Origin of the sequence: Acetobacter sp., from assembly GCF_022483985.1 — a bacterium.
Classification (GTDB): domain Bacteria; phylum Pseudomonadota; class Alphaproteobacteria; order Acetobacterales; family Acetobacteraceae; genus Acetobacter.
Genome location: NZ_JAKVME010000002.1, coordinates 204,823 through 221,628 on the forward strand (window position 1 = coordinate 204,823; position 16,806 = coordinate 221,628).

Annotated in this window: 7 protein-coding genes; 6 read left to right on the forward strand and 1 reads right to left on the reverse strand. The window is 61.0% G+C overall.

All coding sequences use genetic code 11. From position 1 onward, the window contains the following. Window positions 1-29 precede the first annotated feature (29 nt). The 5 genes from LKE90_RS12645 (at window position 30) to LKE90_RS12665 (ending at window position 6,529) form a co-directional block, all read left to right on the forward strand. Entirely contained in the window at window positions 30-1,868 is a 1,839-nt protein-coding gene (locus LKE90_RS12645) for an SPFH domain-containing protein (RefSeq protein ID WP_291494630.1), read from the forward strand. After that, the gene (locus LKE90_RS12650) at window positions 1,865-2,914 is read left to right on the forward strand and encodes an SPFH domain-containing protein (protein WP_291494631.1); all 1,050 of its coding nucleotides are present in this window, start codon (window positions 1,865-1,867) and stop codon (window positions 2,912-2,914) included. Before LKE90_RS12645 ends, LKE90_RS12650 begins: the two co-directional genes overlap by 4 nt. Beyond that, entirely contained in the window at window positions 2,911-4,047 is a 1,137-nt protein-coding gene (locus tag LKE90_RS12655) for an SPFH domain-containing protein (RefSeq protein WP_291494632.1), read from the forward strand. Before LKE90_RS12650 ends, LKE90_RS12655 begins: the two co-directional genes overlap by 4 nt. Beyond that, on the forward strand, window positions 4,044-6,029 hold the full coding sequence (locus tag LKE90_RS12660; protein ID WP_291494633.1) for a heavy metal translocating P-type ATPase: 1,986 nt from the start codon (window positions 4,044-4,046) through the stop codon (window positions 6,027-6,029). The genes LKE90_RS12655 and LKE90_RS12660 overlap by 4 nt, the downstream gene beginning before the upstream one ends. A 98-nt stretch (window positions 6,030-6,127) precedes the next feature. Further along, complete coding sequence (locus tag LKE90_RS12665) at window positions 6,128-6,529, forward strand: hypothetical protein (RefSeq protein ID WP_291494634.1); 402 nt, start codon at window positions 6,128-6,130, stop codon at window positions 6,527-6,529. Window positions 6,530-6,777: 248 nt separating this feature from the next. On the opposite strand, the gene LKE90_RS12670 is transcribed toward LKE90_RS12665, so the two are convergent. Further along, window positions 6,778-8,082, reverse strand: coding sequence for an autotransporter strand-loop-strand O-heptosyltransferase (locus LKE90_RS12670; protein ID WP_291494635.1), 1,305 nt, complete (start codon window positions 8,080-8,082; stop codon window positions 6,778-6,780). 464 nt (window positions 8,083-8,546) lie between these two features. On the opposite strand from LKE90_RS12670, the gene LKE90_RS12675 reads away from it, so the two are divergent. Beyond that, on the forward strand, window positions 8,547-16,409 hold the full coding sequence (locus LKE90_RS12675; RefSeq protein ID WP_291494636.1) for a Hint domain-containing protein: 7,863 nt from the start codon (window positions 8,547-8,549) through the stop codon (window positions 16,407-16,409). The last annotated feature ends 397 nt before the right edge of the window (window positions 16,410-16,806 follow it).

A 16,806-nucleotide genomic window follows, 5' to 3' on the forward strand; every position in this document is an offset into this window, starting at 1 on the left:
TCTGGGCAGAGTGGAGACGTACGGTAATCGTGGCGGGATATGAAAGCCGAAAGCCGGAGTCCGTCTCCCAGATCAACGCAGCGCGGCGGGGTTTGCTCCTCACCGGCACGATAGCGTTCATCGTTCTGTCGCTTGTTTCAGGCATCGTTCTGGTTGCCCGCAGGCATGCAGCCAGCCAGACCAGCTTCGCAGCACTGCTTGCACAAACACCCCTGTCCGGCGTCCTGACCGCCGATCTTTGTCTGGTCATTGCAGGAGCCATCAGTACGCTGCTCTGCCTCCATCACCGACAGAATGTGACGCCTGATGCAATCGCTGCTTCCAACTGGCTCCCGGGCCTGTTGATGGCGCCACTCTCTCTCTCCGCTCTCGTGCTTGCTGGTCGTGCGACAGGAACTGTGGTCGATATGGCCCGGTTCAGTCACAATGCGCTCAGTGTTGCCTCAGGACTCAGTCTGCTTCTGGCTTTTATCGTCCTGTTTCAGGAACGGGCCCTTGCCACCACGCTACGCGACAGTATTCCGGAAGTGCGCGGTCTGGTGGCTCTTCTGCGGAGCGTTGTCAGCACTCTGGCTTTCGCCGGATTTCTCACCGGCTGTGCCGCAGGGGGCATGATGCTTCCTGCATGGTTATGGAAAATTCCCTGCTGGCTGGTGGTCTGCGCCGCCTGCGAACTTCTTGCCAGATATGTCATCCGCTGGTTCTTGCCCACCGGTCAGGCCCCAACCGCAGTCGGCAATCTGCTCTTTGATGACCCCCGCGTCCTGCATCCCGCTCACATTGCTCTGCTTCTGAAAACACAGTTCGGGGTGGATTTCGAACGAAGCTGGGCGCTCAGTTTCGTTCGTCAGGCTTTCCTGCCTGTGACCGTCACGATGGTCCTGCTCGTCTGGTCGTTCAGTGGTGTTGTGAAAATAGGTCAGAATCAAAGAGGTGTTTACGAATTTTTCGGAGCGCCTCGCGCGGTCCTGAGCCCGGGGCTCCATCTTATTGCGCCTCGCCCATTCGGTTATGTCAGACTGACTGAGTTCGGCACCATCCGTTCCATCATCATAGCGGATACGTCTGACGCCGCGAAAACCGTTACCGACAGCTCCACAGCGGAAGGCGAGGCGCCCGACAGCGCAAACCACCTGTGGGAAAACTCGCCTGACGACGCATCCTATCTTGTCGCGCGCAGCAATGACGGTCGCGCCGGGTTCGAGATTCTTACAGTCAACCTGCGTATTCTCTACCGTGTCCGCCTTTCTGATCAGGGTGTCATGGACGCGTTGTATAACGTCTCTTCGCCCGACGATCTGCTCCGCTCGCTCGCCCGACATGATCTCGTCACCTTTTTCGCGTCGGAGACTCTGGATGGGGTCATGGCGACGCGTCGTGATAAAATTGCCGAAATTATCTCGATGAAACTGCAACAGGCTCTCGACAGCCGTCACTCCGGAATAGAAGTCGTCGCCGTCCTGATCGACTCCGTGCAGCCCCCCGCTGCTGCCGCGAAATCCTGGCGGGCCGTACAGGCAGCGGAGGTCAGGGCGCGGATGAGCATCGCTGAAGAACGGACCCGAGCGGCAGGAACAGCAGCACTGGCGCGACGTGACGCCTACACCGCGCAGTCATTCTCTCTGGCGGAAGCAGAGACAATCCGGAACACCGCCCGCGCCGATGCGGCCAGAATGACAGGTGACGACAAAGCCTGGCAGGCAGGGGGGCGCGCTTTTTTGTTCGAATATTATCTCGCGGCCCTGAAAACCAACCTCCGTGACGCAGCCATCACCGTGGTCGACAGCCATATTCCCCGCAGCCTTCTGGATCTGCGTGAAACGCAATCCGGCCAGCTTCCTCCTGATGACAGAATGGCTCCGAAATGAACGCACCATTAACAGGTCTTCGCCCCGGAGCGGACGAGGCTCCTTTCTCTCATCTTCCCGCAGCCGGAACGGAGCCTGCGAAGAAAAAGACTCTTTCCGGCCTGATCACCCGCTTCGGCATCGCTGGACTGGTCTTCTGCGCCGCCCTGTCCACGGCCACATCCTTCACGGTCGAGACTGGAAAAGCCGTTGTCGTCACACGGTTCGGTGCGCCGGTCCGGGTTCGCACGGAGCCGGGTCTTCTCTGGAAACTTCCAGCCCCGCTTGAGTCAGGGCAGGTTGTCGACCTTCAGACACGCACCACTTCTGGCGGCTTGCAGGATGTTGGCACCCGTGACGGCCTGCGTGTGCTGATTCAGGCCTATCTGGCATGGTCCGTCTCCAGTGATCCTGAACATATCAGACATTTTCTGAGAGCAACCGGCAACGAACCGGATGAGGCAGCACGCCAGCTCAGATCCCTGCTTGGTTCGATGCTCCAGATCGTCGCCAGCGATTTTCCCCTGCGGAATCTCGTCAACACCGATCCGCATGAAGTCAGGATCGCCGAATTCGAGACAAAACTCCTGAACGCGCTTCAGACTCAGGCCGAAGCGATTTACGGCATTCATATCGACCAGATCGGGATCGAACGGCTGAGTCTGCCCGCTGAAACCTTGAGCGCGACAGTGGCCCGCATGCGGGCGGAACGTGAAACCGTCGCCGCCGCGCGTACCGCCGAAGGGTTACGTCAGGCGGCGGCTGTGAAATCAGACGCGGAGCGTGACGCCCGCATCATCGTTGCGCAGGCAAAAGCCGAAGCTGCGGCCACGGAGGCCCGCGCCCGTGCGGACGCAGCCCGGATTTATGCTGAAAGTTACGCCAGAAATCCGGATCTGTACACCAGCCTGCGCACACTCGACACGCTGAACAGCCTTGTCGGACGGAACACGCGCCTTGTGATGCGCACCGACGCCCCGCCATTCAATGCCCTGACCGGTCTGCAAAACGCGGCTCAGAGCATTCCGGCATCATTGTCCGCTCCCGCCGCTGGTCCACATCCATGACACCGGACAGCCCAGTTCTCTCCGATGTGAATCCCCCAGCGGACGGCGCGCTGGAACAGTCCGTCCGCCTCGCTTTCACAGTGCTGAGCGGTATTACGATCCTGCTTGGCCTGATCTGGCTGACGGGCAATATCCGCTCTGTCCCGGCTGACAGCAATGCGATTGTCGTGCGCTACGGAAAGATCGTCTCCGTCCGTCAGTCCGGTCTTGTCGCGGCGCTGCCAAAGCCCTTTGAAAATGTCTATTTCCTGCCAGCGCGGGACAAACAGCTTTCCCTGCATGTCACCCGCGACAACACCGATTACAACAGCGACGAAACGGATCTTGAACTTCAGGAATCCGATGATTTCTACCACATGGAAAAAAGTCGGGACGCGGCGAATTCCAGCTATCTGCTGACCGGTGACGGCAATGTCGTCCGTCTCGACGCAACGCTGTTCTACCGCATCGTCCGTCCGGTATCCTATGTGCAGGCCCGCAGCCATGTCCCGGCTGCGTTGAGACGCCTCTTTTACGCCGCCGCAACGGATGTCGCCGCTTCCCATCCCGTGGAAGATTTTCTCGTCGTGCATACGCCGCTCAACGCAACCGACGCCGACGAAGCCCTGTCGATCCGACGCACCGCCCTGCGGGAGCAGCTTCTTTCGGCGGTTAACGCACGTCTTGCCGCGCTACGCGGCCGCTATGCCGATCCCGGTATCGAGATCGCCCGCATCGACCTGATGGTCGTCCTGCCGCCCCGCGCCAAACAGGCGTTCGATCAGGTGCTGACCGCCGAGCAGGCGGCCGCGCAGAATATCGCCTCCGCCCGCACGGACGCGGAACGGATTTTACAGGAAGCCGGACGCGAACGGGACCGCATTACAGCGGATGCGACCGCCACCGCCGTTGAAATGGTCCGTCAGGCCGCCGGACAGACCGCAGGGATTACTGCCGTGGAAAGCGCCGCACGTAATGCCCCGGCGAACGCCCGCAACGCGGTCGCGATTCAGGCATGGCGCGGGAAAGTCACCGAGGTCTTCGCAAAGGCCGGTCAGATCACTGGTATCGCTCCGGATACCGGACAGATCATCCTGCCCGGCCCGGCCCTGACTCCGCCTTCTGCTCCACAGGACGGAGAAGCCAGCCAATGAGTGCAACCACCGCTTTTTCCTCCGCCCCCAGCGTCGGGCGCGGTCTCAGCCAGCATGCACAGAATGCAGCGCCGTCCGGGAACCCCGGTGCTCTGATGAGCCTCACCGAACGCTGGACGCTCGGGACGCAGCTTGTGCTGGCGATGGTGGCCTGCTGGCTGCTCATGATTGCGCTGGTCTGGAAATATCTGATCTCCGCCGGTAGCGCCGTACCCGACCTCGCCGCTACTGGCGCGGCCCTGCTCGTCGCGCCTCCGGTCCTGAGCGCCGCTCTGACCAGCCTGCGCCATCCCTCGCTGCACGGACTGACCGACCAGATCGTCGCCGTGGCCATGCTGGCCTCATGGGCGTCCGGGGATCTGCTCACTGCCGCCCTGCTGCCCATAGTGATGATCATCGGACACGTCTTCGAGGAGCGCTCCCTGCTCGGCTCGCAGGAGGCCATCCGGGCGTTGGAGCGTCTTGTCGACACCACTTCACTCCGTCTGAACCCGGACGGCACGACAGAAGACGTCACCGCCTCGCAGCTTGTCCCCGGAGACTGTGTCGAACTCCGTCCCGGCGACCGTGTGCCGGCTGACGGCCTGATTCTCGCCGGTCACTCATCGCTCGACATGGCGTCTCTGACCGGCGAGTCCGTGCCTGTCGAAGTCGTGCCGGGTGAGCGTGTTCTGGCTGGAACGATCAGTCTTTCGGGTGTGCTGACCGTGGAGATAACGCGCGTTGGCGGTGAGACGGCGCTCGGGCAGATCATCGCCCTGATGGAAGTCGCCGAAGAGGCCAGACCGCCGTTGACCCGCCTGCTCGAACGCTATGCGGGTCGGTACATGGCGCTCATCATGACCATCTCCGCCGCCGTGTGGTTCGCCTCCGGCTCCACTTCCGCGATGCTTGCCGTGCTCGTCGCCTCCTGTCCCTGCGCCGTCGTGCTCGCCGCCCCCGCCGCATCCATCGCCGCGATCGCCGTCGCCGCCCGGCACGGAATCCTCATACGCGGCACGGCGTTTCTCGAACATCTTGCCGATGTCACCTCCCTCGTCATCGACAAAACCGGCACACTCACTACAGGCCGCCTCTCTCTGGAACGCGTCATCACCGCACCCGGTGTTGCGGAGGCGGACCTCCTGTCCCTAGGCGCCACGCTCGGCAGCCTCAGCGCCCATCCCGTCAGCCGTGCGCTCGCCAGAAGCGCCGTCCCGCTGTCGAAATCCACTTTCAGCGACGTGCAGGAAGAGCATGGCCTCGGGCTCCGCGCCGTAGCACAGGACGGTAGTCTCTTTCTCATGGGTCGTCCGGCCCTGCTGACAGGGGAGGGAATCGATCCCGGCCCTACGCCGGATCATGACGGGCCGGTCGTCTGCCTCAGCAGGAACGGAGGTCTGATGGGCTGGTTGCTGCTGTCAGACACTGTCCGTCCGGAAGCTCCGGAAGCCATGCGGACGTTGCGCGATCTCGGTCTGTCCCGTCAGATTCTTCTGACCGGCGACCGTCTGTCCGTCGCGCAGCGTGTCGGCGAAAAAGTCGGGATCATCGCAATCGAGGCTGAAGTTCTGCCTGCTGGAAAAATGAGCTGTGTTCTGAATGATATAGAACAGGGTCATCTCCCGCTTGTCGTGGGCGATGGCATCAACGACGCGCTCGCGCTGCGCGCCGGGGCCATCGGAATCGCCATGGGGGCCGAAAGCACCGATGTCGCGCTCAGTTCCGCCGATATTGTGCTGATGCAGCCCGACCTCCGCCGTCTCGGCACCGCAATCCGGCTCAGCCGTCGCTGCCGCCGTACCATCCAGACCAATGTCGCCATGGGCGTCGGCTGGACCGGTATCCTCATCATCTGTGCGGCGTTCAATCTGCTCGGCGCACAGGGCGCCGTCATGGCCGCCGTGCTGCACAATGCGTCCACTCTGGCCGGACTGGCAAATGCTGGACGCCTGCTGCGGTTTGACGAAACAGGCCTGCCGGAACGAAAGCCTTCATCATGAAGATCGGCGTGCGGTCCGGACTGCTACCGATCCTGATGGTCGTGTTGCCTCTTGTCATGGCTGCTGCCAGCGCCCGGGCGCAGACTGTTTCTCCCTCAATGGAAACCGGTGAACAGAGCGGCTTGGTTCACAACATTCTTGCCCGTCCGCTATTCGAACCTGATCGCCATCCGAAAGAGGGGCCTCATTCAGAGGAAAGCGGTTTTCACATCTCTGGAATAGTAGGAAAAAATCAGGATTGGCGTGCGATTTTCAAACCTGAGAAAGAGGACGTGAAAAGCCGCGTCGTCAGGGTCGGGGATGAAGTGGATGGATGGTCCGTCACGGCCATCACCGCCGCCGCCGTCATTCTCGACAGATTCGGCGAAATCAAAAAAGTCGCACCGGCCTTTTCAAAATATATAGCGCCACAGGTGGCGCCAGTATTGTCGGAAAAAGAAAAAATAGACAGCGTTCATGTCCTCAGCCACAAGCGCGTGGACCCGCATCTCGCTTGGTGAGCAGCTCACCAATGTCATGGAAATCTCACTGATATCTTCACGCGGAAAACCAGACTGCTTTTATAAAACCTGCCAGTAAATCATACAGTCTCGTCCGTATCTCCTCTGGTCACACTGTCCATTCAGATGGACCAGAGAATATTCGACATCGAAGAGATTAGACGCCTCATTCCATCCTCCTCATGCAGGACAAGAAGGATGGAATTGCAGACAAATTTTCATGAACAAGAGGTTTTCGAATTATCGATCTATGCCGTAGTGACGTTCATCGATGAGAAATCCGGAATCGTTTCGATCACCCGTTTGACATGTTCCACAGTGATGAGGCGCGTGCATTCAAACTGTCGCCCTGTGCCTGCATGACGCGGACACCACAGAAAATCCTTGTGATCGAAACGACAGGCGGGATCATGCCAGCAGGAATTACAGGCATGCCAGTTGATGATGCGCCATGGGGTATGAAACTCGTTCGTTGGATGGGTGAAACCCGAAATCATGACCACCTTGCAGCGTGCTGCCCAGGCCAGCCAAGACAGACCACTGGACAGCCCCACGAAAAACGCTGCATGACGCAGCCATCGCACCCGTTCGGCCAGAGACCGGTTGCCCGTCTGGTCTTCTGCTCCGTAGGGAATATGATTCCAGACAATTCCAGTGCCATGCACCGGTTTCTGGTCAATGCAGATCACGCGGTAGCCGCTTTCTCGCAGAAACGCCACGAGCTGCCGCCAGCCATCGGGATTGTTCCAGTATTTGCACTGTGAACTGCTCTGCGCCGCAATGCAGACATAGGGCTCCTCGATCGGTCGTGACGGGTCCTCGTCCGGAGCAATCTCGGGCGGCTCTTCTGTCGGATCGACACCCAGAATATAACCCGCCGTGCGATGCAGACCGACAAGCCGGAAATCGCTCGGCTGCCACACATGCGCTGAATCCTCGAAAAACAGCCCGAGCGTATAGGTGGCGTAAAACGTCTTCAGACGATCGCTGCCTTCCAGTTCTTCAGGCGTGATGAAGACGATCTGCGGATAGGTCGCACGAAAGAGCGGAATGATCGGTGCCGCCATCACGCAGGTCAGACGGCAGCCGCGAACCTCGCCCAGACGCGCAACATAGGGAAACCAGCCCAGAGTGTCGCCCAGTGTGCCAACAGGAAGCTGCACCAGCACCTCACGGCCCCGGCAGTCGAACTCGTGCGTGAAAACAGTGCCTGCCGCGTCCTTCACCTCGATCCCGAAGCGGACATAAAACCGCTTGGCGCTGTTTACCGTCGCTTTGCCCGCCTTGGTCTCGAACAGAATGTTGCCCGTGTCCAGATCAGTCAGGCGGATTGTCCACTCTCCTTCAGGAAGCTGAACCCGACAGCCAAGATTGAAATCATACCGGATGCCGCCCGGCCCCTCCTGTGTTGGAAGCGTGGCTGGGTTCACGAACGCCTTCTTCTCATCTTTCGCGGCGGTGGATGCGGAAGGTTCTGTGGAGGGTGTCTCAGAGATTTCGCCGCTGACAGGGGAAGCGGGAGTGTCCGAAATCACATCATTTGAATCTGTCATGCTGTCCGTCTGCAAACCTGTTTATGCTGCAAGACAATGTCCTGCATGCGTTCCGAAAACCACCCAAGACCCCAGAGAGCGTCGATCCGCCAGTATCCCCGAAGGGGGTATCAGACTTCACGATGTCTTCCGGCAACAAAGGAACCTGGGGAACCGAGAAACCGACAGCGACCAAAAGTAAAGAGACAAAAAACAATGACATAAATCCGTCATTGAAACGTCACTTGCTGATGGGGCGCTGTCGAAAGTAGTTAACAAAAAGTTTCTGTGTGGCGTGATGTGTCTGAATCGTTAAACATCGCGTCAAAAACACAGCCGATCAAAAACGATGTTTGTCGATGGATTGAAAGCCGGATTGTCCGTTCTGGGTCGAAGTGGTTTCCGTCGCACACGGACAGCCAGTTCTTGCCATGCGGCCAATCCTGTCGAACACCATGCGGCCGGGTGCGCGGAGTAGACTGTTCATGACTTCCTCGACGCTTTCTTCAACGGAAAGTTCCGTCTCCATCCAGTCTGGAGACACGCTGACGCTCCAGTCCGGTGGTTCCATCCTCGGCGGTACGGTTGCGGGGGGAGGGAAACTTGTCATCTCCGCCAGCGGTAGCGCGGAAAATATCGTGATTGCATCAGGTGCAGTCGGAAGCGTCCTGTCCGGTGGCGTCATCGAGGACGCCCAGCTCACCGATGGCGGCAAGCTTTACGTCTATAACGGCGGCGTCAGCAGCGACAGTCTCGGCGCCCTCATAATCAGCTCTGGCGGTCTCTCCGTCTCCGCTTCGACAACCTCCGGCACCACCATCTACGTCTACAAGGGCGCGATCGCGTCAGACACCACAATTCAGGGCGTCTCAGGCATCGTGCGCGTCTCTTCCGGCGGCGAAGCCCTCGATACAACGGTGAAAAGCGGTGCCTATCTCTGGGTCTCTTCGGGCGGCTATGTCAGCGGCGTCGATGTCATAGAAAGTGGCGGTTACGTCGGCATCAGCGCCGGGGGCACCGCTTCGGACGTCACGATCAACGGCGGATCCGGACGCATCTCCGGCACCGGCGAGGATTATACGCTCACCAACAGCGCCTACCTCTGGATTTCCTCCGGCGGGCTGCTCACCGACGCCACATTCGACAACGGCGCCTACGCCATGATGAGTAACGGCGCCACCATCAATGACGCCACCGTCCTCAACAGTGCGGTCCTTTATGTTTCCGCAGGCGCCACCACCAGCAATGTTACCGTCAGTGCAGGCGGCCAGCAGCAGGTCGCTGGCACGACGGTCAGCGCCACCATCGCCTCCGGGGGGCTCGACATCCTCACCAGTGGCGCGACGGGCAGCGGTGACATCATCACTGATGGTGGTCTGGAAATCGTCAGCGCAGGTGCCAGTGTTTCGGGAGAAACCGTCTCGTCCGGTGGCGAACTCGTCATCGTGGCTGGCGCTCAGGGCACGGACCTCACCAATGCTGGCGGCACCATCGTCTCGGCAGGGGCCATCCTTGAATCCGGCGGTCAGTTCGTCAGCGCGATCGCGCTCGACAGCGATTTGAGCAGCCTCACTGTCGCCAGTGGCACAACCCTCGACGTCTTCTCCGGCATGACTCTCTCTGGTGTTAAGGACGCAGGCAGCGTCATCGTCGAAAGCGGCGCGGACATCACCAGCGCCGTCCTCACCTCCGGTGCCGAACTGGATGTCAGCGGCACCGCATCGGGCACTACCGTACAGTCTGGCGCGATTGAGAATGTCGGCTCGGGCGGCCAGTCCGTCAGCGCAACGGTGCAGACCGGGGGAATCGAAATCGTCACTGGTCAGGTCAGCGGCCTGACCATCCAGTCCGGCGCTTCCCTCAACGTCAGCGCCGGTGGAGTGGCCGAGAATGACACGTTCACTTCTGGCGCTGTCGAAATCATCTGGTCTGGAGGTTCGGCCAGCAACGAAACCCTTGAGGCTGGCGCTACCCTTGTCGTCATGTCCGGCGCTTCCGTTTCGGACATGGCTCTTGCCTCCGGCGCGCGGATCATCTCCGCAACCGTGGTTGTGACTTCCAACGGTGGGATCGTTGACGCCGCCGAAAACGTTCTCTCCCGCATCGCGGTCGGCAGCGGAGGCGAACTGACCGTCTATGACGGCGGCAACGCGCAGAACATCAATCTCGACGACAATGCCAGCGCCACGATCCTGTCCGGCGGCAAGGCCACGAACATTCAGGGCGGAACCCTCACCGTCCTGTCCGGCGGCCAGCTTTCGGGCGGCTCGGAAATGACCGGCTCCAGCCACATCTCTTCTGGCGGCGACGCCATCGGCGTCACCATCGGCAGCTCCGGCGTCCTTCGTATCTGGACAGGCGGCACCGGTGAAGATCTGACCGTCGAGGACGGCGGCAACATATGGGAACACTCCGGGGGCGTACTCTCCCACATCGTGCTTGAAGACAATGGCTATCTCGGCGTCAGCGCCGGTGCGACTGCCACTGACGTCGCAATCCACGGCGGCTCGGGACGCATCTCGGGCGTCGGTTCGAACTACGAACTCGATAGCGGCGGCTACGTCATCGTCTCCTCCGGCGGCATCCTGAACGGCGGCACCTTCTCCGGCTCGGCCTACGCCAATATGAGTGGAGGCGCCCTGATCGAAAGCGCCACGCTCACCGATGGCGGGACCCTCAACGTCGCCAAAAACGCCACAACTTCCGCCATCACGGTCGGCTCCGGCGGTGTTCAGAAAATCAACGGAACAACCATCAGCGGCATCGTGGAAAGCGGTGGTCTGAACATCGTCTCTGCCGGTGCGACAGCCGAATATGACGTGATTGAAAGCGGCGGTATCGAGGTCATCTCCTCCGGCGCGACCGCCATCGGTGAAATTCTTTCCTCAGGCGGGACCCTGCTGGTTCTCCCCGGCGCCAATGTCAGCGGTACGGTTGATGATGGTGGCAGCGTCGTGTCGGCTGGCGTGTTTCTCACTTCCAGCGGCGCTGTCGTCTCGGCCACAGCGGGAATCGTCTCCGGCATCATTCTCGACAGCGTCGCGGAAAGCGCCGTCGTCATGGCTGGTGGTGAACTTGACGCCGCTGTTCTCACGTCCGGCGGCACGCTCGACGTTCTGTCCGGCGGCACAGCAGTCGGCACGCAGGACGGTAGCGTCGTCAGTGTCGATGCAGGCGCTACGGCCAGCGGCACCATTGTCAAAGGCGCTTACGCTACACAGGATGTTTCAGGCACCGCCATCGGCACGCAGATCGGCAGCGGCGGCACAGAAATCATCGAGAGCGGCGCAATCGGCTCCGCCAGCACCGTGCTCTCAGGCGGCACGGAAAAGGTTGCGGGCTCTGTCACCGGTCTTGTGACATCCTCCGGAGGCATCACCGAATTCCTTTCCGGTGGCAGCGGCGTAAATGACACCATCGCTTCCGGCGCCTTCGAAATCGTTGACTCCGGCGCTACTGTCTCGAACGAAACCATAGAGGATGGCGGCACTCTCATCCTCCAGAACGGCGCCTCGGTCGCGGATATCACCCTCGCCAGCGGAGGCCAGATCATCAGCGCCGGTGTGCTCGTCCTCTCCGCAGGCCGCGTCATCTCCGGTATCTCCACCCTCGCATCCGGCCTCGATATCGAGGATTACGGTGAAAATGCTCAGGTTCTTTCCGGCGGTGCGATCGAAAATTCCACGATCGGGCAAGGAACGGTTCTTACCATCTCGTCAGGAGCCATCGCCGTCGCGACACAGGACGCAGGCGATGTCGAGGTTCTCTCTGGCGGTGTCGCCGCAGGGACCGTCGTCAGCGGTTACAGCGCCATCGAAGTCATCCAGAGCGGCGGAGGCGCTTCCGGCACGCAGGTCATGAGTGACGGTTACCAGATCGTCTCCGCAGGCGGTGCCGCAATCGAGACAACCGTTTCAGCCGGTGGCGACCAGATCGTCTACGGCGTCGCCAGTGGTACCGAGATCGAAAGCGGCGGTCAGGCCGAAATTCTGGGTGTCATCACCGGCGCCACGGTCGAAGACGGTGGTATTCTCAACGTGCAGATCGGTGGCACCGCCATCGGCGACACGCTCAATTCCGGCGCTATCGAAATCGTCTCTTCCGGCGCTCTGGCTTCCGGCGAGACCGTCAACTCCGGCGCAACCCTCGTGGTGCTCGACGGCGGTTCCGCCACCGACATCATCGAGGCCGGAGGCACCGTCGTCACTTCCGGCATGGTGATCTGGTCCGGAACCACCATCGTCTCCGCCGTCTCGGGCATCGCCTCCGGCGTTCTGCTTGACAGCGCCCATACCTCGGCGACTCTTCAGTCCGGCGGACAGGCCGCCGGCACCGTTGTCACCTCTGACGGTATTCTGACAATCGCGTCCGGCGCTGTCGCCGTGTCCGACGCCGTGACCGGCCTGGAAGACGTTCAGGCGGGCGGCACCACGGACCTCACCCTCGTCCTCGCTGGTGAACAGACCGTCGAGGGCGTCGCCAGCCGCACAGTCGTCAGCCTGACAGGTCAGCAGATCATCTCGCAGGGCGGCACCGCCATCGAGACCGCTGTCCTCGCCGGTGGCCAGATCATCGACTCAGGCACACTCACCAGCGCCCACGAAAAATCCGGTGGCGTCGTCACCGTCCTGTCTGGCGGCATCGCCAGCGCGGATACCATCTCTTCCGGAGCCATCGAACTCGTCAGCGCCGGCGGCACGGCCACTGGTGAAACCGTGGAAGAGGGCGGCACGCTCATCGTCATGGCCGGAGCGACAGTGACCGACACCGTCGATTCCGGTGGCGCCGTCATTTCCTCGGGCGAAGTCCTTTTCGACAGCGCTGGCAGGCCGCTCGCCGCTGTCGCCAGCCCCGTCAGCGGCTTCACGCTCGATGACGGCAGTTCCTCGCTCCTCATCCTCTCCGGTGGTGGCACGCTCTCAGCCACGATTGGCTCCGGCAATACGCTGGACGTCGCCAGCGGCGGCATCGCGGCAGGCACCACCGTCTCCGGCACGCTCACCCTTGAAACTGGTGCAGGCGCGAGCCTCACCACCCTGACCGACGGCGGCACCGAAACCATCGCGTCCGGCGCCGTGGACGCCTTCGCCACCATCGGCGAAGACGCCTTCCAGAACGTCATCGCCGGTGGGAAGGTCACGAGCGCCCACATCCTCGAAGGCGGCAACCAGTCGGTCTACGGATCAGCCACCAGCACCGTCCTCGAAGGTGGTAATCAGGCCGTCTATGGCACCGCCAGCGGAACCATCATCGGTTCGGGCAGCGAACAGACCATCGCCGCAGGTTCCGTCAGCGTGACCATCAACGCCGCCAATGCAGGCCTCACCGCAACAGGCGGCGGTGGTTCGGGTGACGCGGGCTATGCGGCCGATGTGGAAATCCAGTCCGGCGGCACCCAGATCGTCGGCGGCGCAACCTCCGGCGTCACCATCGATCAGGGCGGCACCCAGACCATCGGTTCGCGCGGTGGCGCGGTCAATGAAACCATCGCCGGTACCGTCAGCATCGCTTCCGGCGGCTATGTGCAGGAAGCCACCATCACATCCGGTGGCCTCCTCTCCCTCGCAAATGGCGCTTCCGCCGATGACGTGACGCTGCTCTCGGGCGGCATGATCGACCTTTCCGGTCTTGTCTTCGGCTCCGATGTCAGCCTGTCGCTCACCAGCGGCCACGACCTGAGCATCACCGGCGCTAACAGCCATATCGACATCACCCTCGATGGAACCTACGATCTTTCGCAGTTCTCTCTGTCCGATGACGGTCAGGGCGACACCCTGCTTACGGTCGTGCAGGACGGCACTCCCTGCTATGGTCGCGGCACGCTTATCCTGACCGAACGTGGCGAAATCCCCGTCGAACACCTTTCCATCGGCGACACCGTGCTGACGGCGGAGAATGGTCTCCGCGCCATCCGCTGGATCGGTCGTCGTGCCTATTCCGGCCAGTTCGCGCACGGAAACCGTGACATTCTGCCCGTGATCTTCCGCAAGGGCGCGCTCGGACAGAATCTGCCGCACACGGACCTCTCGGTCTCGCCACTGCACGCGATGCTGCTTGACGGCCTCCTTATCCCGGCCGTCACTCTCGTCAATGGCACGTCCATCCTTCAGGCCGAGCGCATGGACGAGGTGTCCTATTTCCACATCGAACTGGACAGCCACGACGTCGTCATCGCCAACGGCGTCCAGTCCGAAACCTTCATCGACGACAACTCACGCGGCATGTTCCATAATGCCGCGACCTACACCGCGCTTTATCCGGACGCAAAAAACGGCCCGGCCATTTACTGTGCTCCGCGCTGCGAACAGGGACTGGAACTTGAAGCCATCCGCACCCGTCTTGCGGTCATCGCCGGTCTGACCCTGCCAGTCAGCGAGGAGCAGCCCCTCGAAGGCTACATCGACACAGTCACCCGTACGGAAATCTCCGGCTGGGCGCGCACCCCAAACACGGACGACGCCGTGCGTCTGCAGGTGCTCGATCGCGGTGTGGTGCTGGGTGAAGTGACGGCCCGCCAGCTCCGTCCGGACGCAGGCGGAACGGTCGGCTTCTCCTTCACCATTCCCGGTGGGCTCTCACCCTTCGAACGTCACGTCATCGAAGTCCGTCGCACGACAGACCACGCCAGCCTCGGCAACAGCCCGTGGGTGCTCGACCAGACAGCTTCCGTCGCTCCAGCCACCATCACGCGCATCCTGCCCTCCACAGGCATGGCGGAAGGCAATGACACGCTCGAAGGTTATGTCGATATCGCCACACGTGACCGGATTGGCGGCTGGGCCTGGGAGCCGCAGACTCCTGACCAGCCGGTCGCCCTGCAAATCGTCGATAACGGCACGCTGATCGCCACCACCGTCGCCAACGGTCACCGTCCGGATGTCGCCACAACAGGGCGCGGCCTGCGCTGCGGCTTCGATGTGCTGCTGCCGGAGGGTCTGTCCCCCTTCAACCGTCACGTGATCGAGGTCCGCCGCGAACATGACGGCGTTCTCCTCGGAGCCCCGGTCGTCATCGAAGCCATTGCGGCTCTCGATCCGGAAGCAGAAACCGCCATCAGCCGCGTCATCGAGGCCGCCTCTGAAGCCGAAGATCAGGATCATGTCCTGTCCTTCCTGATGGGTCAGCTTGACCGTCTGACACGACAGCGCGCCGACCGTCTTGGTGGTGACACAGCCGCGGCGCTCACCGGCATCCGCCGTCGCCGTGGTCTGCCGGTGGCTGAGACTGCCCGACGCCCTCGCGCTCTGGTCATCGACGGACTGCGTCCGGACGCTCAGCGGGATGCTGGTTCCTGTGCTCTTCTGTCACACATGCGGGCTCTGACCGCCCTTGGCCACGACGTGTTCTTCATCGCCGCGGACGACATCGGACGCCAGGAAGCTCTCGAAGCCGCTCCGGACATCACCGTCCTTACAGCACCTTTCTACACCGGGGTTGAAGACGCTCTCCGCAAGCATGAAGACGCCTTCGCAATCGTTTATCTTCACCGCGAAGAGATGGCGACCCGCTATCAGGCTCTGACCCGGCGTTTCCAGCGCAATGCCCGTGTCGTCTACAGCATGGCCGACCTCCACTTTCTCCGCATGGCCCGGCAGGCTGTAGTGCAGCAGCGTCCCGAACTGGCGGCCCGCGCCCGACTGATGAAACAGGCGGAATATACAGCCGCCATCAACGCCGACACTGTACTGGTCCATTCAGGCGTTGAGGCTGACCTGCTGCGTCGTGACCTCCCTCAGGTCAACGTGCATGTCGTTCCGTGGGACATTGCGGCGGCTCCGGCCGTGCGGTCGTTCAGTGAACGGAACGGCGTTGTTTTTCTCGGAAACTACGCTCACGCTCCCAATGTGGATGCCGCCCGCTGGTTGATCGAAGAGATCGCTCCTCGCGTGCGTCAGCTCGACGCTTCGATCCACTTTCGTCTTGCGGGCGCTGCCATGCCTGAAAGCATTAAGGCTCTGGCTGGGGAGGGAGTTGAGATCATCGGGCACGCCCCGGATCTCGACGCTCTCTTCGCCTCGGCCCGTCTCAGCATCGCTCCTCTGCGTTTCGGTGCCGGCATCAAGGGGAAGGTGCTGGAAAGCCACGCTCGCGGCGTTCCTTGCATCATGACGCCGATCGCAGCTGAAGGTCTGGATCTGGCCGCAAACCTGACTGGTCTTGTCGCTAAAACAGCCGACGAACTGGCGAAAAAAATCGTAGAAATTCATGATAATTCTATTATTTATCATGAATTGTCTAAATATATAATTTACGAAAATCAGGACATTGCCACCGTCGAGAAGGCTCTGAGCCACGCACTCGCTCTTCCCACTGAGACAGGCTTCGAAAAAGCCCGATTGCTCCGTTAAAAAGGAGTGGTGTCCTCATACGGTTCTGGGTGGGCGCTCATCTGATGAGGAATGTCATACTGCGTCAAACGTTCTGGTCTGGAGGTAACTCCGGACCAGAGACCAACAACTCTGCTGTCAGAATGGCGGTATGACATCAATCGGGATAGCTACTCAACCTGTCAGCCATCTGGCGGATTATTACTGTCTCGGTCTTCGATAAGTGTGGTCGCGCGGCAGACCATCCCGGCACACTTGAAGGTCCTGATGAGCCTGTCCCTGCATCACCGTGACCTCTTTGATCATCAGCTTATGGCGCAAGCACTGAGTGAACAGATGTCTTGCCTGTGTAATGACGACAATACGTCCAATTATCAGTCCCCATCATCCGATGGTCTGGTTGACCATACCAACTGTA

What these genes read in the sequence shown, in the direction of transcription:
- LKE90_RS12650 (WP_291494631.1), top strand. Translation starts at nt 1,865, where the DNA reads ATGAACGCACCATTAACAGGTCTTCGCCCCGGAGCGGACGAGGCTCCT.
- LKE90_RS12655 (WP_291494632.1), top strand. Translation starts at nt 2,911, where the DNA reads ATGACACCGGACAGCCCAGTTCTCTCCGATGTGAATCCCCCAGCGGAC.
- LKE90_RS12660 (WP_291494633.1), top strand. Translation starts at nt 4,044, where the DNA reads ATGAGTGCAACCACCGCTTTTTCCTCCGCCCCCAGCGTCGGGCGCGGT.
- LKE90_RS12665 (WP_291494634.1), top strand. Translation starts at nt 6,128, where the DNA reads ATGGAAACCGGTGAACAGAGCGGCTTGGTTCACAACATTCTTGCCCGT.
- LKE90_RS12670 (WP_291494635.1), bottom strand. Translation starts at nt 8,082, where the DNA reads ATGACAGATTCAAATGATGTGATTTCGGACACTCCCGCTTCCCCTGTC.
- LKE90_RS12675 (WP_291494636.1), top strand. Translation starts at nt 8,547, where the DNA reads ATGACTTCCTCGACGCTTTCTTCAACGGAAAGTTCCGTCTCCATCCAG.